This window comes from Gaetbulibacter aquiaggeris, from assembly GCF_044003965.1.
Taxonomy (GTDB): domain Bacteria; phylum Bacteroidota; class Bacteroidia; order Flavobacteriales; family Flavobacteriaceae; genus Yeosuana; species Yeosuana aquiaggeris.
The window spans coordinates 253,067-271,056 of sequence record NZ_JBAWKC010000005.1; the positions used below are offsets into that span (position 1 = coordinate 253,067).

The window sequence follows — 17,990 nt, forward strand, 5'->3', positions numbered from 1 at the left end:
GTTTTTGAGCATCTCAAAGTTTGTAATTTTAATCTTTTGCACTGTTATAATTCTAATAGATCATTAACAGCTTTAACAGCTTCGGCGCTCGTTTTCATATTATCCATTTCCGCCTTATTAAGCTCAATGTTTACAATCTTTTCAATACCATTTTTTCCTAAAATTACGGGAACGCCAAGACAAATATCGTTTAAACCATATTCTCCGTCAAGCATTACTGAACAAGGAAACATTTTTTTCTGATCACAAGCAATGGCCTGAACCAAAGAAGAAACTGCCGCACCAGGTGCATACCAAGCTGAAGTACCTAATAATTTAGTAAGTGTTGCCCCTCCAACTTTCGTATCTTCCTTCACTGTATTTAATCGGTCAGCAGATAAAAATTCAGAAACAGGCACTCCATTTCTTGTTGCCATACGCGTTAATGGAATCATACCCGTATCACTATGTCCGCCAAGAACCATACCATCAACATCACTTATTGGTCCGCCTAATGCCTCAGCCAATCTGTATTTAAAACGCGCAGAGTCTAAGGCGCCACCCATGCCTATAATCTTACTTTTAGGCAAACTTGTAGTTTTATGAACCAAATAGGCCATAGTATCCATTGGATTACTAACCACTATAATAATAGTATTTGGTGAATGCTTTATTAAACTTGAAGAGACCGTTTTTACAATTCCCGCATTGATACCAATTAACTCTTCACGAGTCATTCCTGGTTTACGAGGAATTCCAGAGGTAATCACACAAATATCACTATTTACTGTTTTACTGTAGTCATTAGTGATACCGGTTATTTTTGTATCGAATCCGTTCAATGAAGCAGTTTGCATTAAATCCATCGCCTTTCCTTCTGCATAGCCTTCTTTAATGTCTAATAAAACAACTTCTGAAGCGAAATTTTTAATGGCAATATATTCAGCACAACTTGCACCGACTGCTCCTGCTCCAACTACTGTTACTTTCATAATATTTTATATTTAATTTTATTTATTTGAATCCTGTAAAATTACAAATAATAATGCTGTAAATGAAAAAAGTGCAAGATAAAACTTGCACTTTTCACGACTAATTCAAATAAATAAAACTAACTAAAACTAAACACTAAATATATTTTTTAAAAAAGACTAAGCTTCTTAATTTTTATCTAAACCCAAAGTTTACACCAACTGAAAATGCATTAAATTCTGCAAAATGATATTCGGCATTAAGCCTAAAAAATCCTAATTTCAATTTTGTTCCTAGCGTTGCTCTTACTCCAGACACTTCACTAGATACTGAGAAGGGATCTATTATATTTTCAGAGGTTATGATACCATTTGAAACCCTGTAGGTTCCTAATAAATCTGAATCTGCTGTTCCTTTTATATAACCAACACCACCGTAAAAATTAATGACAGGCAATTTAGTTGATGCAATTAATTGAAACAGCCATGTACTAGTAGAAGATTCTAATCTCTGATTTTCACCGCTTATACCTAACGAATTGGTTAGGTCATAAGTGGCATCTAGATGCGTGTAAGCTACCAAACCTGATATTGCCACCGGCCATAATTTATCTGCAGGTAACCATTTAGTAAACTCATGTTGTAATCCAACACCATACATATTTAAAGAAACCTCATCTGTCTTTATTTTTGGTATAAATCGCGCTTTTAATTCTGTTCCTTTAACTAACCCAACAGCTCCTTGAACAAATGCTGTTGGCAGCATATTCACACTAGTACTTCCAATCCCGTTTGGTAATGTTATTTCTTCCGTCTGTTGTCCAAATATTGGATCATCATAGGTTAATTCCACAATAATATCAGGGTTATTTTCTCCTAAGACAGTAGATACTAATTGAGGGTTGCCACCCTGTACGAACGACACATTATTATATAAATCGGTATTCATTAAAAACGATTTGTTTTCAGTACCGACTGTAGCTGCATTAGCAATCAATGAAATTTCAAATCCACCAAGTGGTTTTGCATCAGCTGTATTGAACCAGTTAGCATTCATACTATACATTAACCCATTGGTTCCAGGTGCTAAGTAATCATTAGCAAATCTTTGAGCATCATCAACACCAGCAGCAAGAAGTACATCTAAATCATTTTGAGCCTTTGCAATAATTGTACTTAAGCAAATCAATAATATAATGGTGATTCTTTTCATATATTGATAAATTTGGTTTAACAAATATAGAAAAATATTTTAATAAATTACTTTTTATCGGTAAAAAATTACACTTTAACTGATTTTTAGTGCTTTTTTGTAATAAAAAACCCTGATACTGTTGAGATATCAGGGTTATTAAAATATTTTTGAAATTTTTATTTATGCATCAATATTTGCATAGATTGCATTCTTTTCTATAAACTCTCTACGAGGCGGTACATCATCTCCCATTAGCATTGAGAAAATTCTATCTGCTTCAGAACCATTATCAATTTGAACTTGTCTTAAAATTCTAAAATCAGGATTCATGGTGGTGTCCCATAATTGTTCTGCATTCATTTCTCCAAGACCTTTATATCTCTGAATACCAGCACTTCCTCCCATGCTTTCAACAATTTCATCACGTTCCTTTTCTGACCAAGCATATTGCTTCTTAGCTCCTTTTTTAACTAAATACAATGGCGGTGTTGCTATGTATATATGGCCATTTTCTATAAGCTCCTTCATAAATCTAAAGAAGAAAGTTAATATTAATGTTGCAATGTGGCTACCATCAATATCGGCATCACACATAATAACCACTTTATGGTAGCGCAATTTGGAAAGATTCAATGCCTTACTATCTTCTTCAGTCCCGATAGTAACACCTAATGCCGTAAAAATATTTTTGATCTCTTCATTTTCAAAAACCTTATGCACCATCGCTTTTTCAACATTCAGAATTTTTCCTCTTAATGGAAGAATCGCCTGAAAGGCTCTATCGCGTCCTTGTTTTGCCGTACCACCTGCAGAATCTCCCTCAACCAAGAACACCTCACATTTTGCAGGATCTTCCTCAGAGCAATCACTTAATTTACCAGGTAGACCACCCATACTCATGACTGTTTTACGCTGAACCATTTCACGAGCCTTTTGAGCCGCATGCCTTGCCTGTGCCGCTAAAACAACTTTTTGGACAATAATTCTGGCGTCATCTGGATGTTCTTCTAAGTAATCAGTTAACATTTCAGAAACTGCCTGACTTACAGAAGCAGAAACTTCACGGTTACCCAATTTAGTTTTAGTCTGACCCTCAAATTGTGGCTCTTGAACTTTTACTGAAATAATGGCCGTTAGTCCTTCACGAAAATCGTCGCCGGCTATATCAAACTTTAATTTATCTGTTAAACCAGATGAATCCGCATATTTTTTTAAGGTCATGGTTAAACCACGTCTAAAACCAGAAAGATGCGTTCCGCCTTCATGCGTATTGATATTATTTACATAGGAATGCAAATTTTCAGCATAAGACGTATTATAAATCATGGCAACCTCAACAGGAACCCCATTTTTTTCACCTTCAAAAGAGATGACCGTTCTCATTAAAGGTTCTCTGTTTCCATCCAAAAATCGAATAAATTCCGGTAAGCCTTCATCAGAATAAAAAACTTCTCCTTCGTACTCACCATTTTCCTTCTTACTTCGTTTATCTATTAAATTGATGGTTATTCCTTTATTCAGAAAAGATAATTCACGCATTCTGCTCGCAAGGGTGTCATAACTATATTCAACTGTCTGAGTGAAAATTGTTTTGTCAGGAGTAAATGTTACGGTAGTTCCTCTTTTATCCGATGTTCCAATGGCTTTAACTGGATACATGGCTTTCCCTCTCTCATACTCCTGTTCCCATATTTGACCATCTCTGTAAACGGTTGCTCTTAAATGTTGTGATAAGGCATTTACACAACTCACACCAACGCCATGCAAACCTCCAGAAACCTTATAAGAATCTTTATCAAACTTACCACCGGCACCAATTTTAGTCATTACAACTTCCAGAGCAGAAATCCCCTCTTTCTTATGCATATCAACAGGGATACCACGACCATTATCTTCAGTAGTTATAGAATTATCTTCATTTATAATTACGGTAATAGTATCACAATGTCCAGCCAAAGCCTCATCAATAGAGTTATCTACCACTTCATACACTAAATGATGTAAACCTCTTGTGCCAACATCACCTATATACATGGATGGACGCATACGTACATGCTCCATGCCTTCTAATGCCTGAATATTATCTGCTGAATAATCTTGTTTTTTAATTTCGTCGCTCATACTTTTCAATACTTTTATTTTAATGTTTTCACATAAAAAAATGATGCAGATTGCACCATTTCAGGATACTTACAAAGATAACTATTTATCAATCCATTTAAAAGTATTTTATCGATTAAACCTTAAAATTATCAACATTTGTTAATTAATTAAAAGTGTCTTAAATCGCTTAAAAATAACCTTAAAATTGATTTTAAGTGTTTTTTTTTCTTTCTAAAAATCAAAAAAAGAAATAATTCCTTATACCTCATATTATTACATGAAAAATTATTTTAAAGAACTAAAAAAGGGGCTCAAAATTGATTTTATAATTCCTGTTTTCTTTTTTTAAATTGATTCAGATTCAATTATTTAAACAGACCTTTTATAATTTGATATTATTTTTTCTCTACCTTTATACAAACCAACTAAATAAATAACACATGAAAAAAATTAATTTATTAGTCATTACACTGCTGTTTACAAGTGTATCATTTTCGCAAATTTCTTATTTACAGTATCGACATGTTCCTCAAAGTGAAGACGCAAAATTCGTTGAGAGAGAGACCAAACACTGGTCTAAAGTAGCAAAAGCTGCGATTGATAAAGGTCAACTTGCCGGATGGACCTTATGGCGAAAAATAGGCGTTACCAAAGTTGATGCGCCTAATTATGTTTTTGTAAATTCTTATAACAATTTAAAACAATTAGACGATAACGATGCATGGGGTGATAATTTAAGCGCTTTAGGCGCAGTAAAACCAGGCGAAGTAGAAACGAATTCTTTTACCACGCTCACTTTTGATTATTATATTCAATTGGAAGACTTTGTGGAAGGCGATTACAAGTACTGCATTGTTAATTATGCCAAACCAACTAACGTTGGTGCGTTTATTGAAGAAAACAAAACCCTTTGGAAACCTTTTCATGCCAATAATATTAAAAACGGCAATGGAATGACTGCCTGGGGTATGGCCTCTGTAATATATCCTTCAGGAAATCAAGACAGATTTACAGTAATGACCTGGGATGGCTTTAATAAACTTTCTGATGCTATGGAACAACTTAGATTTATGCCTATGGATGCAACTAATTCTGATAACCCTTGGGCAGACATTTTATCAAAATCTAAGATGAATGACATTCTTCCAAACGGATTTGAATACCGTATTTTATACGAACGCGTGATGACTGTGGAATAAACCATTTTTGTTTTATATAAAATAAAAAAGCCTGTACAAAACAGGCTTTTTTATTTCATAAGTATTAGTTTAAGACTTTACATAAGCATCAGAATGTACTTTTGCAACAGCTCTTCCACTTGGGTCATTCATGTTTTTAAAACTTTCATCCCACTCTAATGCTATTTTTGTGCTACAAGCAACACTGGCTTCCTGCGGCACACATAAGGCCGCTGCATCACTGGGGAAATGCTCATTAAAAATAGAACGATAATAAAATTCTTCTTTACTTGTTGGTGTTTGTAATGGGAATTTATATTTGGCATTTGCTAATTGTTCATCACTCACTTCGTTCGCCACCATTAATTTGAGAGTATCAATCCAGCTATAGCCCACACCGTCACTAAATTGCTCCTTTTGTCTCCAGGTTACACTTTCTGGCAACATATCTTCAAAGGCTTTTCTAACTACCCATTTCTCCATACGCTCCCCATTAATCATTTTATCTTGTGGGTTCATTCTCATGGCCACGTCCATAAACTCCTTATCTAAAAAGGGTACACGCCCTTCAATACCCCAAGCCGCTAAACTTTTATTGGCACGCAAACAGTCATACATATGAAGTTTACTTAATTTACGCACCGTTTCTTCATGAAACTCTCTGGCATTTGGTGCCTTGTGGAAGTATAAATACCCTCCAAATAATTCATCGGCGCCTTCGCCAGATAACACCATTTTAATTCCCATGGACTTAATCACTCTGGCCATTAAATACATAGGCGTGCTAGCACGAATGGTTGTTATATCATAGGTCTCCAGATTATAAATAACATCTCTAATAGCATCCAAACCTTCCTGAATGGTAAACTTAATTTCATGATGTACCGTTCCAATATGGTCAGCTACCTTTCGGGCAGCAGCTAAATCTGGTGAGCCTTCCAATCCTACTGAAAAGGAATGTAATTGAGGCCACCAAGCAGCCTGCGTATCATCAGATTCTATACGTTTTTCTGCATATTTTTTCGCAATAGCTGAAGTTACAGAAGAATCTAATCCACCAGATAATAACACGCCATAAGGCACGTCACTCATTAACTGTCTGTGCACCGCAGCTTCCAATGCGTCTTTTATGGCTTTTATACTGGTTTCATTGTCTTTTACAGCATCAAATTCAGTCCAGTCCCGCACATACCATTTTACAAATTGTCCATCTTTACTTGACATATAATGCCCAGGAGGAAACAATTGTATTTTAGTACAAACCCCTTCTAAGGCCTTTAATTCTGAAGCCACATAAAAAGTACCGTTCTGGTCCCAGCCAATATATAAGGGAATGATCCCCATATGGTCTCGTGCAATAAAATACTCGTCTTTTTCAACATCATAAATAGCAAAGCCAAAAATGCCATTCATTTCATCAATAAAATGAACCCCTTTTTCTTTGTACAAGGCTAAGATAACTTCACAATCACTTTCTGTTTGAAAGTTGTATTTACCCGCGAATTGTTTACGTAATTCACGATGGTTATAGATTTCACCATTGGCTGCTAAGATCAATTTTTTGTCCTCGCTAAAAAGCGGTTGTTTCCCGGAGGCCGGATCCACAATAGCTAAACGCTCATGCGCTAATATGGCTTTTTCATTACTATAAATGCCACTCCAATCCGGCCCTCTATGACGAATCCTTTTTGACATTTCCAATAATTGAGGACGCAAATCTTCCGACTTCTGCTTTAAATCAAATGCGCATACAATTCCACACATAACAATAATTTTTATTTTAATTAGTGATGCAAATGTGCATATATGATAATCATTTAAAAACATTAAAACGTAAAATGATTACATATTATAACTATATTTTTATAATATATTATATTATGTAATCTATATATAAAATCACATTACAAATTCATATAAATTTTAAATTTTTCCTTTTGAATTACTTTTAATAAAACATTAAGAAATTTAAACAAGATTTCATTTAACTTTATCTCTTATAAAAATAAAATCTTATGAAGAAATTTAAACTAATTACAACCATTACATGTGCTTTTTTAATGCTTTTAACTTTGAACGTTAATGCACAAAATTTTAAAGGTTTGGACAAAAGCCCCATGGATGCAGCCTCTTTCCCGTCAGACTATAAAGTATCTGACAAACTCATCAAAATAGTTTATAGCAGACCTCAACTTAACGGAAGAGCCTTAAATGAATTGGCTCCAAATGGAAAAGTATGGCGCACAGGTGCCAATGAAGCCGCCGAATTAACTTTGTATACTGACATGAAATTAGGTGACACTAATGTAAAAGCTGGAACCTATACGTTTTACGTAATTCCTGGAGACACAGAATGGACTGCTATCATTAGTAAGGACTTGAATGTTTGGGGTTCTTATTTTTATAATGAAGCGAATGATGTGGCCAGACTATCTGTACCTGTGCAAAGCGGTGAACCACTGGAAGCCTTTTCAATTGCTTTTGAAGAAGCTGAAGGAGGCTTGCATATGCATTTAGGATGGGGAACTACTAGAATTGCAGTTCCTTTTACGAAATAAATCTGCCTTATTATTAAAAATAAAAACGCCTTGAAATTCAAGGCGTTTTTTATTACGGTATATTTAAATATTTGTGGGTTTGCAGGAATCAATGAAATAGTTGAAATGTCCAAAACATTAGGTGGCAAAAAGAAATTATCAAAAAAAAATATTTGCTAGTAAGTATGCACTCCTGCCGACGTAGCTTTTGCACTAATGCCATTTTAACTAAAGCAACACCATCAGAAGTCATGTTAATATCAGGTCATTCTAGTGTTAAGGTTTTTAATAATTATTAAAAGCTTCAAAATTAGAATTAGTCTAAACTGTGCTTAATAACGACATGTTTAGAACCTAATAAAACAATTTATTAAAGTTGTCCTATTAAAAAGAGACCATTTAAGGTCTCTTTTTAATTTTGCTTACTACGAAGAATAATAAATCGAATATTTTTTATTCTTTAACTACTTTATAAGTTGAAACAATACGTGCCCCGGTAACTATTCTCATTGCTTGATAAACCGGGTAGTCCTGACCGAAACCCCTGAAACTATCTTAACAAAATAAATTCCAGAAGAGTACTCTTTCACGGTAAACTTTGCATAATTGCCGCTTACTTCCTGCCGGTCCAACTGTACTCCGGTCAATCCATATATAGTTACAATTTTATTTCCAGGATTATTACCGAATGATACCGTGAATGCATCAGAAACAGGATTGGGATATAATCGAAAATCCAGAGAGTTAAAATCAACTGTTGTACCTAAACTAGAAACAATATAGGCAATTGAGGCTTCACTCACACAGCCGTATTCTGAGAGCGCAACCACGGTGTAGGATCCTAACTCGGAAACTTCCAGGCTTTTAAAAGTTGCCCCGGTAATGGGTTCTCCATCCTTATACCACTGGTAGCCATAGGCAAAAGCGCTGTCAGCGGTAAGAATCTGCAGATCCGGATCACTCCCTTCTGAGCTGATTACTGGCTGTGCCGGGGTTGAGGACTCATCCAGTATTACCGTAATATTTGCAGTGCAACCTTCCGGGCTTTTAATAACGATATTATAATCCCCTGCAATTAAGCCTGACATGGAATTACCAGCCTGGAAAGTGGCTCCATTGTCAAAACTATAAGTTTCGTTCTCATTTATTACGCCTATCTCGATTGACCCTGCTTCGTTGTCGCAACCTGGCTGTATTACTGTAAGGGGATGAGTTATATCCTCCACAATTACAGCTATGGCTAGCGATGATGTGTTTCCGGAATTATCGGTAACGGTAAATATAACCGTATTGGCCCCAATATTACTACAATCAAAATCCGACTGGCTAAGCGACATTGACTTGATCCCGCAATTGTCAGAACTTCCATTATCTATATCTTCTGTTGAAATGGATGCATGGCCTGTGTTGTCTAAGCGCAGAGTTAAAAATTCGGACTTGCTTATGATCACAGGTGAAAAATAATCTTCCACAAACACAACAAATGAATCCGTTGCCAGGTTTCCGGAATTATCAGTAACACTTAAAATGACCGTGTTAGGGCCCACATTGGAACAATCAAAAACAGTCTGGCTTAACGACATGGAATCAATCCCGCAATTGTCACTGCTCCCGTTATCTATATCCAGTGATGAGATGGGTTCAGAATTACCGGTGGAATCCAGCAGGATAGTAAAATCATTTGCAATGGCAACCGGGGGAATACTTTCCGGGAAGGCTTCATAAATAACGCCAAATGGGATGATATTTTCAATTACACCGCCACATTGATTTACAAAATAACCCAAGCCTTCGACTCCTCCATTATAATCATATACGTTCCGGAAAATTCCGTTATTTCTTAGATTACCCTCGTTTACTAGGACAGGCCCAAAATCAGAATCAAGCTGCATAATGAATTCACCATAATTAATAATATCCGCATCCAAGGTGTTAATTATTCTATTGCTGTTTAAAATATTGCCATAATTTACAATACTGCCCTCGTTGGTAAGGATTCCATCTCCTCTTATCGAATAGGTTACGCCCGGGTTAATAGTAAGGGTCGTCCCGAAAAGAATTGTTGGATTGCCGTCCAGTGTGCACGTCTGTGTAACTTCGTTCCACTGACCACCCAACTGTTGACATGTGGCTTGCTCTTCACTCTCTAAGCAGACAAGAGGCAATGAGTTCGGGTCGCTCGGGTCAATTCCCTTGTATTCTCCACACTGGTTGATGGTGCCATTATCGTTGTTAATGGTGCCACGGTTGTCAATACGTCCATTGTTAAACAGTGTGCTATTTATTTTAAGTGTTACTCCCTCATTCACTATCAGTGAGCGGTCTTCCTTGATTAAGAAATTATCTATGGTGCAGGTATTGGTCGCAGAACTCCAAACACCTCCCCCGTAGATTCCCTCAGTTTTCAGCCAATCCTCGCAAATAGATTGTCCGCCTTCGATATCAGTCCCAAGAAAAAAAGCTGTTTCTACGGGATTAATAAGTGTCTGTTTTCCACCCTTTCCTCTGCCATAATATCCTATTGGGCTGTAAATTGCCCCTTCATTCAGGGTCTCTCCAATGTTAATATACAAACCGGGACTGTTAATAATACCTGCCGGCTTATTTTCAGCAGTAGCATTTTCTCTAATTAATATCTGGCCAAGGTTTACGATCGTTCCAAAGTTTGTGAGGCTGCTTTTTGACTCGATTGTTAACACCATTCCCCGGGGTATGGTCAGCACTACTCCGCTATTTACAATCATCCTGTTACCCATGGAAAGGGTATAGCTGGCTGTGAGGGTTGTGTCTTTTTCAAAAATAACCGGCGGAGCGTTTGGACCACAATATGCTACCGGGAATGGCCGGATAGAAGGTTGATTTTTGACAGTAAATACCTGCTCTTCCAAAGGGAAACAACCCTGGGTATAATAATTGAGTTCTTCTGTAAATGTTGCGGGAGCAGAACTATTACCTTGATGCGTTGCGCCACCCGAAAAAAACGACCAGGACTTACGACAGGCTCCGGATGCGGCATTAGACCCATATTCATTATCGCCATCAACTCCAACGCACCAGACACCTCCTGCATCTACTCCCCATGTTTCAAACAAATCGTCTGGAACTCCACCATCATAACAATTCAGACCGTAACGGGTCTGGCTGATGTATATTTCATCAACCCCAAAACCGTCCCCTTCATCCGGGTTTAGATTTTCCACAATAAAGTGTGTATAGTCCTGGGGCATAGCCCGCATTACTTTCTTAATCTGGAAATATGAGTCTCCCAAACCATTACATCCGGGAACTTTATCAACCTCGCCCATTAGGAATCCTCCATTGTAAAGTTTTACATTAATACGACTGCCTGTTGCGCCACCCTCCCAAACGCTATGGTAACAGTCAATTCCGACCGTTAAATCCACCAGCTTTTCATAAACGAAATTTGTTTTAATAATGCGGTAAATTAATCCTTCACCCGGAAAATCCATAACAATTGTTCCCACAGGTCTGTTACTTCCCAATTCATTTAATGCGTGAAAAGTTCTTTTATTAACCCAGCTAGCTACGTCGTTTGGAACAGGTGCTGCTGGTACAGTTAAATTTATTCCATTTGTCCAATTTTGTACCCAAGACCCGTTTGAAATATGTGTTGGAGCCTCCTTAATGGCTGCAACAACTGCATCTCCTAAATTTGATGCACTTTCTTCATAGGCGTTTTGAAGTTTTACTCTTCCATTCGTAGGGGAATATTGTTGTATAGGAGTTCTTGCATTATCGGCTCCTAATACTCTATCAATCCAAATCTTGCCTCTAAGGTCTTTCAAATCAGGTAGTACGGTTCCAAAGTAATGTTGTCCCGGCGGTATTATATTATAAATAGGAAATAATAGTTGGTCACTATTAGCTCCATTTATTTGAATCTCATCTATACCATTGGTTTCTTTAAAAAGAATTTTTTCAAGTATCTCTGAAAATTTCGTTTTTTGTGCATCAGTTGGATTACTATCAGTTAGACCAACTTCATATAAAATTCTCATAAGTATGGCTTCATCTTTATTGATAGCTAAAAAATCTTTCATCCATGTAAGAATCTGAGTTAATGTAAGTCGGTCACAACTCACCCCTACCGCTCCATAACAATCTGTATCATATCCTTGAGGGTAGTCTCCATGATAAACAGCCAAACTATTATTGGGGTCATCTGGATTGGGCTTTAATCGGATATCAAAATACCGAATTCCTCCATCAAGTTGTTGAAAGATATCCCAACTTTGTGTTTCAGCAGGAGGTCCGCCCCATTGTGCCCCTGAGTCATGTGTACCGGGAATTGACATTTCTCTAATATTGATATCGGGTTTAATTTGCAATAATTTACCCATCCAGCCTCTTACACTATTTTCAAGAGTACTACTTGGAGAACTAAGATTTGCCGATAGACTATTTTCCATATAGGAATTGGTACAATACCCATAGCAACCTGCATCATCACAATGGTGTCCTTCTAATTCATCATTATATTGAAATACGCCATTAGATTGTTGCGCTTTAAGGATATTATTCCCCAGCAGGCTAAACATTATTATTGCAATACATACGTATGTTAGCCTATTATTTTTTATTCTCATCCTTTTTGTATTAGATTATTTATGATAAGTAGTTTCTTTAAATCAACCCGATATAGGATATAGGATAAGAGAGAAATAGACAACTTTAGGTTATAGTAGGTAAATAAAAACAAAATATTTAATATTTCTATATATTTTGTTTCAAATGACATTTTACAAAGACGAAATAACCTTTTTAAAGGTTGCTTTGTAATTTATTGTGAAGTTTCAAATATGGGCATAGTCTTGATAAGTATACAAAAGACCTAAGAATATGACTTTTTTAACATGGTTGACTAAAGGAGAAATAAAAAAAAACCGTAACACTTGGTAAATAAAGTAATTACGGTTTTATTAGGTATATCCTTTAAGGAATATTTAAATACTTATGTGTTTGTAATGACACTTTCCATTTGGGGTGTTTCATCACATAATCAACAATTTCAGGAATGACTTTATCGCGCTTACTCCACTCGGGCTGTAAATACAAAATACAGTCTATATTTACTTTGGCCGCTTGTTCTTCCGCGAAGCGAAAATCATCTTTATTATAAACAATAACCTTAAGTTCATGCGCTTTTTCATAAACTTCTTTTGTAGGTAATTTTAATTTTTTAGGAGACAGACAAATCCAATCCCAAGTTCCGGTGAGTTGATAAGCTCCAGAAGTTTCAATATGAACCTTCATGCCTTCTGCTTTTAATTTAGAAGTCAGAGAGGTCATATCCCACATTAAAGGTTCTCCTCCAGTAATTACTATAGTATCACTGTATTTCTTTGCATTCTCAACAATCTTTGCAACCTCAGTTGGTGGATGCAAATCAGCATTCCAACTTTCTTTAACGTCACACCAATGGCATCCCACATCACAACCCCCTAACCTTATAAAATAGGCCGCCGTTCCTTTATGAAAACCCTCCCCTTGGATGGTGTAAAACTCTTCCATTAACGGAAGCATTTCACCTTTATCAACTAATTCTTTAATCTCTTTATTCATAAGTTTGCAAAGATACTATTTTGCTTACTAAATGTTGATAGTTTTATATATCTTGTTTGTTTGGATTCGTTTGGAATAGTTATTTTTATAAAAATTATGATGATATGGATAAAAAGGAAACATTTTTAAATTATATAAATGAAGGAAATATCACAAAAGGTGACTTTATACCTGTAGGCGCTGCCATGTTAGATGGCGAAACAATTACAGGAGCCATTGTAAAAATTCCTTTAAAAACCTTAAACCGTCATGGCTTAATTGCTGGAGCTACCGGCACCGGAAAAACAAAATCTCTGCAGGTATTGGCAGAAAATTTAAGTGATAAGGGCATCCCTGTTTTACTTATGGATATTAAAGGCGACTTAAGTGGTTTAGCGCAACCAAGTCCTGGTCATCCAAAAATTGACGAACGTCATGCAAAAATTGGGTTACCCTTTGAATCAAAAAGCTTCCCGGTTGAAGTTTTAACCTTATCAGAACAGGATGGCGTAAGATTAAGAGCCACCGTCAGTGAATTTGGCCCTGTGTTATTATCAAGAATATTAGATTTATCGGATGCGCAATCAGGTGTTGTGGCTGTTATTTTTAAATATTGTGACGACAATAAAATGCCGCTTCTTGATTTAAAAGATTTCAAAAAAATATTGCAGTATACCACTCAGGAAGGAAAAGAAGAGTTTGGAGATGATTACGGCCATATTTCAACGGCCTCAACAGGTTCTATTTTGCGTAAAGTGGTAGAATTAGAACAACAGGGTGCTGATTTGTTTTTTGGAGAAACCTCATTTGAAGTCAATGATTTATTACGAATAGACGAAGATGGAAGAGGCTACATAAACATTATTAGATTAACAGATATTCAAGACAGACCAAAACTGTTTTCAACCTTTATGCTGAGCTTATTGGCCGAAATTTATTCAACTTTTCCTGAGCAAGGTGACAGTGAACGTCCTGAGTTAATTATATTTATTGATGAAGCACATTTAATATTTAATGAGGCATCAAAAGCGCTGCTTAATCAAATAGAAAGTATTGTAAAATTAATAAGAAGTAAAGGGGTTGGATTGTACTTTGTCACTCAAAACCCAACGGATGTTCCTGAAGCTGTATTAAGTCAATTAGGTTTAAAAATACAGCATGCCTTGCGTGCTTTTACAGCCAATGACAGAAAAGCTATTAAGCTTGCTGCACAAAACTATCCAGATTCAGAATATTATGATACCACAAAAGTACTAACCTCCTTAGGTACTGGAGAAGCCTTAGTTTCTGCTCTTGATGAGAAAGGAAGACCAACGCCATTGGCCGCCACCATGATGCGGGCTCCTATGAGCAGAATGGATATTTTAACAGATGCAGAATTAAATGCCCTGCTTACCAGATCAAAATTGGTGAAAAAATATAATCAAACTATTGACAGAGAAAGTGCCTATGAAATGCTAAATGAAAAAATAGACCGCGCTGAAGCTGAAGATGCCAAAGAAAAAGCCAGACTAGAAAAAGAAGCCCTTGAAAAGGCAGAATCAAAAGAAAGAACATCTGTATCAGGCTCAAGACGACGAAGTACTGCTATGAATCCTGTAGTTAAGGTTCTTACAAGCGCCACCTTTATTAGAAGTGTCTTTGGTATTTTAACCAAAGTGATGAAGAAATAACCAAATAATATCAATTTTAAACACACCTGATTTTTATATGAATAAATCAATTTTATATCTAACTATTTTATCTTTATTAATTGCAAGTTGCAATAAAGAACAAGACCCATTTCAAATAGACAAACAACATATTGGCTTATTAACCGATTCCACACAAGTGAAGGATCTTGAAGCTATTTATGTGAAAGACTCTATTGCCAAAGGCTTTGACGATACTGAATTTACAAGAAATTTTAATGATATTGAAATTTTTGAAAAGGGTGGAAAAAAATTGTTGAGTATTAGCCCAAGAAACCCATCAGATTCAACTTCATACATTCAAAGTGTCCGCATTTTTGACCCAAGATTTAAAACAGATAAAAAACTTTCTACTGAAAGCAGCTTTAAAGACATTGCTGACAATTATAAAATAACGAGAATAGACAATTTAATAAATTCAGTAGTTGTAACTGTAAATGAAATCAATGCTTCATTTACTATTGACAAAAAAGAATTACCTGCTAATTTACGTTTTGACAGAAACTTAGAAATTGAAGCTACCCATATCCCTGATAACGCCAAAATCAAGTTCTTTTTTATTAACTGGAATAAAACAAATTAATAACTAACAAATGAATCCATTCATCTCAAAAATATTAGTGGATGTTGCCCGCAAAAGGTTAAAAACCAAACAGGGTTCCACTACTATTAGCAAAGACCAAATTGACCCGTTAGTTAACTTAATGCAAGTTGAATTAACGCACGTTATTAAGGATTATATTTATGTTATTATTGGTGTTTTTGCTGCTGGTTTTGGATTAAAAGGCTTTTTACTTCCAAACCATTTTATTGATGGTGGCGCCACCGGTATTTCTCTTTTATTAAGAAACATAACCAATATAGACTTAAGTTATTTATTAATTTTTGTGAATATCCCGTTTTTAATTCTTGCCTCAAAAACTATCAATTTAAAATTTGCCATTAGAAGTATCATTGCCATTTCACTATTGGCTATTGTGGTTCATTATATAGACTATCCCATTATAACTGAAGACAAACTACTGATAGCTGTTTTTGGTGGTTTCTTTTTAGGTTTAGGTATAGGAATGTCCATGCGGGGTGGAAGTGTTATTGATGGCACCGAAGTTTTGGCTATTTATTTAAGTAGAAAATTATCTTTAACCGTAGGAGATGTTTTGCTGCTTATCAATATTATTATATTTTCCTTTGGGGCCTATGTTTTATCCATAGAAACAGCATTGTATGCTATTTTAACTTATTTAGCCGCTGCAAAAACGGTTGATTTTGTGGTGGATGGTGTTGAAGAATATGTTGGTGTCACTATTATATCCAATCACCATGAAGCCATGAGAATGATGCTCATTGAAAAATTGAGAAGAGCTTGTACTATTTATGCTGGAAAAGGAGGCTATGGCGCGCATGGTAATAGCTATGATAAAGATATTATCTACACGGTTGTCACTCGTTTAGAAATTGCAAAATTACAAACAGAAATAGATAAAATAGACAAGAATGCCTTTGTGACTATGGGAACCGTTAAAGATTTAAAAGGCGGCATGATTAAACGTAAACCCATGCAAAATTAAATATGAAAAAATATACCATTCAGAACAATCCATTTATAGTACCGACTAATGATGGAAAAATAATAAAAGAACATTTTGGTTTAGCCACAGACGGCAATTCCAATATTAGCATCGCCCATATGACTGCGCCAGCAGGCTGGAGCGAACCCTTTCAAACCCCAGAATTTGATGAGTTCACCTTCATCATAAAAGGTAAAAAACAATTTATTATAGATGGTGAACAAATTGTTTTAGAAGCCGGACAATCTATTAAAATTGAAAAAAACACGCGGGTTCAATATTCCAATCCCTTTACAGAACCTTGTGAATATTTAGCCATTTGCACTCCTGCTTTTTCTATAAACAGCGTTAACCGAGAAGATTAATGCGAAATATTTTAGTGAAGCTTGTTGGAAAATCCCTTAATAGTATAAGCTACCTCTCAAAATCCTACGCAACGGACAAAGCTTTGTTATTATTTTCAAAACCAAGAAAAGGCCAAATTTCTGGTACTCAATCTACCTTTTTAAAAACAGCTGTTCATGAAACGGTTGTTTATGAATCATTTGAAATCAGGACTTATAAATGGTCTGGTAATAAGCAAACTATATTGTTGGTTCATGGCTGGGAGAGTAATTCAGGAAGATGGATGTCTCTAATCAATCACTTAAAAAAGAATGACTACAATATCATAGCATTAGATGCACCGGCACATGGTAACTCAGGAAGCCCTTATTTTAATGCTCTTTTATATGCAGAGTTTATCTATGAAGTTGCAAAAATACATTGCCCTGAAATCATCATTGGCCATTCTGTTGGTGGTATGGCTTCTGTGTTTTTTCAAAACAAATACCAGTTGGCTTCTATAAAAAAAATGGTATTGTTGGGGGCTCCATCTGATTTTAAAGATGTATTAAAACGCTATACTGATCTGTTAGGTTATAATAGCAGGATTTCAAATCATTTAAATCATATTATTAAAGAACGTTTTGGATCTGAACCAGAAACATTTTCAACAGCCAGTTATGTGAAAACACTGAATGCTCAAGGGCTTATTATTCATGATGAAGACGACCCTGTTATCCCATATAGTGATGCCGTGCTAATCCAATTAAATTTTAAAAATAGCGCATTAATTACAACCAAAGGATTAGGACATTCACTAAATCATAAAAATGTGACATTACATATTTCAGAATTTATTGAGAACTAAAGTTCTTATCTTTG

General features: G+C 35.7%; 13 protein-coding genes. 7 read left to right on the plus strand and 6 right to left on the minus strand.

What is annotated here, in order from left to right; translation table 11 throughout:
* Positions 1–44 precede the first annotated feature (44 nt).
* The 3 genes from mdh to gyrB form a co-directional block, all read right to left on the minus strand.
* A complete protein-coding gene (mdh, locus tag V8G56_RS14570) occupies positions 45–971 on the minus strand; it encodes a malate dehydrogenase (protein ID WP_395439192.1) in 927 nt (308 codons plus the stop codon).
* Positions 972–1,146: 175 nt separating this feature from the next.
* A complete protein-coding gene (locus V8G56_RS14575; RefSeq protein ID WP_395439193.1) occupies positions 1,147–2,163 on the minus strand; it encodes a DUF6588 family protein in 1,017 nt (338 codons plus the stop codon).
* Between the two features lie 162 nt (positions 2,164–2,325).
* Positions 2,326–4,266, minus strand: a complete 1,941-nt coding sequence (gene gyrB, locus V8G56_RS14580) for a DNA topoisomerase (ATP-hydrolyzing) subunit B (protein WP_331630526.1) — start codon at positions 4,264–4,266, stop codon at positions 2,326–2,328.
* 422 nt (positions 4,267–4,688) lie between these two features.
* Here gyrB and V8G56_RS14585 point away from each other — a divergent pair, with 422 nt between their 5' ends.
* The gene (locus V8G56_RS14585) at positions 4,689–5,447 is read left to right on the plus strand and encodes a hypothetical protein (protein WP_395439194.1); all 759 of its coding nucleotides are present in this window, start codon (positions 4,689–4,691) and stop codon (positions 5,445–5,447) included.
* Between the two features lie 69 nt (positions 5,448–5,516).
* Here the strand turns inward: V8G56_RS14585 and asnB are convergent, their stop codons facing one another.
* Positions 5,517–7,190 carry an asparagine synthase B gene (gene asnB, locus V8G56_RS14590; RefSeq protein ID WP_395439195.1) on the minus strand — a complete coding sequence of 558 codons (1,674 nt, stop codon included), beginning with the start codon at positions 7,188–7,190 and terminating at the stop codon, positions 5,517–5,519.
* Positions 7,191–7,441: 251 nt separating this feature from the next.
* Between asnB and V8G56_RS14595 the strand changes: the two genes are divergently transcribed.
* Positions 7,442–7,984, plus strand: coding sequence for a DUF2911 domain-containing protein (locus tag V8G56_RS14595; RefSeq protein ID WP_395439196.1), 543 nt, complete (start codon positions 7,442–7,444; stop codon positions 7,982–7,984).
* A gap of 485 nt (positions 7,985–8,469) precedes the next feature.
* Here V8G56_RS14595 and V8G56_RS14600 read toward each other — a convergent pair whose 3' ends face one another.
* Together V8G56_RS14600 and V8G56_RS14605 are read right to left on the minus strand one after the other, a co-directional pair.
* Complete coding sequence (locus V8G56_RS14600) at positions 8,470–12,522, minus strand: T9SS type A sorting domain-containing protein (protein WP_395439197.1); 4,053 nt, start codon at positions 12,520–12,522, stop codon at positions 8,470–8,472.
* A gap of 394 nt (positions 12,523–12,916) precedes the next feature.
* Positions 12,917–13,546 (minus strand): 7-carboxy-7-deazaguanine synthase QueE, encoded by a 630-nt coding sequence (locus tag V8G56_RS14605; protein WP_395439198.1) that lies wholly within the window; start codon positions 13,544–13,546, stop codon positions 12,917–12,919.
* Between the two features lie 104 nt (positions 13,547–13,650).
* Here V8G56_RS14605 and V8G56_RS14610 point away from each other — a divergent pair, with 104 nt between their 5' ends.
* The 5 genes from V8G56_RS14610 to V8G56_RS14630 are packed head-to-tail and all read left to right on the plus strand — an operon-like array spanning position 13,651 to position 17,976.
* Positions 13,651–15,198 (plus strand): helicase HerA-like domain-containing protein, encoded by a 1,548-nt coding sequence (locus V8G56_RS14610; RefSeq protein ID WP_395439199.1) that lies wholly within the window; start codon positions 13,651–13,653, stop codon positions 15,196–15,198.
* A 37-nt stretch (positions 15,199–15,235) separates the two neighbouring features.
* The gene (locus tag V8G56_RS14615) at positions 15,236–15,799 is read left to right on the plus strand and encodes a hypothetical protein (RefSeq protein WP_395439200.1); all 564 of its coding nucleotides are present in this window, start codon (positions 15,236–15,238) and stop codon (positions 15,797–15,799) included.
* Between the two features lie 10 nt (positions 15,800–15,809).
* Positions 15,810–16,784 carry a YitT family protein gene (locus tag V8G56_RS14620; protein WP_395439201.1) on the plus strand — a complete coding sequence of 325 codons (975 nt, stop codon included), beginning with the start codon at positions 15,810–15,812 and terminating at the stop codon, positions 16,782–16,784.
* A 2-nt stretch (positions 16,785–16,786) separates the two neighbouring features.
* A complete protein-coding gene (locus tag V8G56_RS14625) occupies positions 16,787–17,149 on the plus strand; it encodes a cupin domain-containing protein (RefSeq protein WP_395439202.1) in 363 nt (120 codons plus the stop codon).
* Positions 17,149–17,976 (plus strand): alpha/beta hydrolase, encoded by an 828-nt coding sequence (locus V8G56_RS14630; RefSeq protein ID WP_395439203.1) that lies wholly within the window; start codon positions 17,149–17,151, stop codon positions 17,974–17,976. The genes V8G56_RS14625 and V8G56_RS14630 overlap by 1 nt, the downstream gene beginning before the upstream one ends.
* Positions 17,977–17,990: the final 14 nt, after the last annotated feature.